Origin of the sequence: Sphingopyxis sp., assembly GCF_016463645.1 — a bacterium.
Classification (GTDB): Bacteria; Pseudomonadota; Alphaproteobacteria; order Sphingomonadales; family Sphingomonadaceae; genus Sphingopyxis.
In genome coordinates this window covers 1,535-2,785 of sequence record NZ_JAEMQX010000224.1, presented here as the reverse complement: position 1 = coordinate 2,785, position 1,251 = coordinate 1,535, and the positions used below count along the sequence as shown (strand labels likewise).

Sequence of the window (1,251 nt, the reverse complement as noted above, 5' to 3'; positions counted from 1 at the left end):
CGAGATCGACCGCATCATCCGCGATGCGCCACTCGACCTCATCCGGTTCCAGGACGTCGCGGCGGTCATCCCGCCCGGCGAGCGCCCGACGATGGGCGACTGGCTCGACCGCTTCCATGCGGCCTTTCCCGAACGAGGCCGGGGACGAAGCGACGCGCTCGCCGCCTGAAGTCCCCGCCACCATCGCTATCGACCAAACGGAGGATCATCACATGATTTCGACCGCCACCGAAACGCGCCTCGAAGCCGTGGCCCGGCTCAACGACCGTTGCCGCCAGGGGTTCGACCGCACCGCGAAGATCGTCATGACGCGCGCGTGCCTCGGCGCGCTGTCGAACGGTACACTTGCCTCGGAAGCCGTTGCTCAGGCGCATGTCCTGCAGGCGCTGCGCCGCTACACTTTCCCGGCCGACTGCCCCGAGCGAGATCGCGGCCAGTTCGAAGTGTCGGGGGAGACGATACACTTCCGTATCGATTATTATGACGTGGCGCTGGAATGGGGATCGGAAGACCCCGCCGACGCCAGCATCACGCGCCGCGTTCTCACGCTCATGCTGCACGAGGATATGTGATGTCTGCTGTCAGGATGACCGCCAGCTATCCGCTAGCTGGCAGCTAGACGATGGCGATCCAAATCATCCTCGGCCTGCCGCATCTCGCAAACGGGCCTATCCTTCAGCGCGCGGTCATGCTGCAAGCGCCGGTGCTGATCTCGGCCAATTGTCTGTCGCGCTGGCGCAAGGCCGATGGCTGGCGCGAGTGGTCGGGATGGCGCACCGGCACGCTTGCCAATGCGGCACCGCTCGCCAGTGTCGACCTAGATTCCGCCGGTTACACCATGATGGTCCGCTATCGCGGACTTCCCTGGAGCATCGCCGATTACATGGCACTCGCCGCGTCATGGCCGTTCCGGCGCATCTCGTCGGCCGATTACTGCTGCGAAGAGGGCGTTGCCCACGACCGCGAGGAAGTGCTCGACCGCATCGCGCGCACCACCGCCACCAACCGAGAATGCTTTGCCCGCGCCGACGACTTGGCCATCCGCGACCGGCTGATGCCCGTGCTGCAGGGCCGCGTGCCCGACGACTACGTCCGTTCACTCGACGCGATCGGCGGTCTGATCCTGCCCGGCACCGTCGTCGGCATCGGCAGCATGTGCCGGCGACCGATCCACGGTCCCGAAGGGCTGATCGCCGTCGTCGAGCGGCTGACCCGCATCCTGCCGATCGGCGTCAAGGCGCACCTCTTCGG

The 1,251-nt window shown here is 66.3% G+C and carries 1 protein-coding gene and 1 pseudogene; both read left to right on the top strand.

Annotated elements, in window-relative coordinates:
* The first annotated feature begins 212 nt into the window (after positions 1-212).
* Entirely contained in the window at positions 213-572 is a 360-nt protein-coding gene (locus JHC57_RS21840) for a DUF3768 domain-containing protein (protein ID WP_093067899.1), read from the top strand.
* A 50-nt stretch (positions 573-622) separates the two neighbouring features.
* A pseudogene (locus JHC57_RS21835) lies at positions 623-1,251 on the top strand (hypothetical protein); the annotation flags it as partial.

Coding starts and splice junctions, on each gene's coding strand:
- JHC57_RS21840 (WP_093067899.1), top strand. CDS start 213: ATGATTTCGACCGCCACCGAAACGCGCCTCGAAGCCGTGGCCCGGCTC.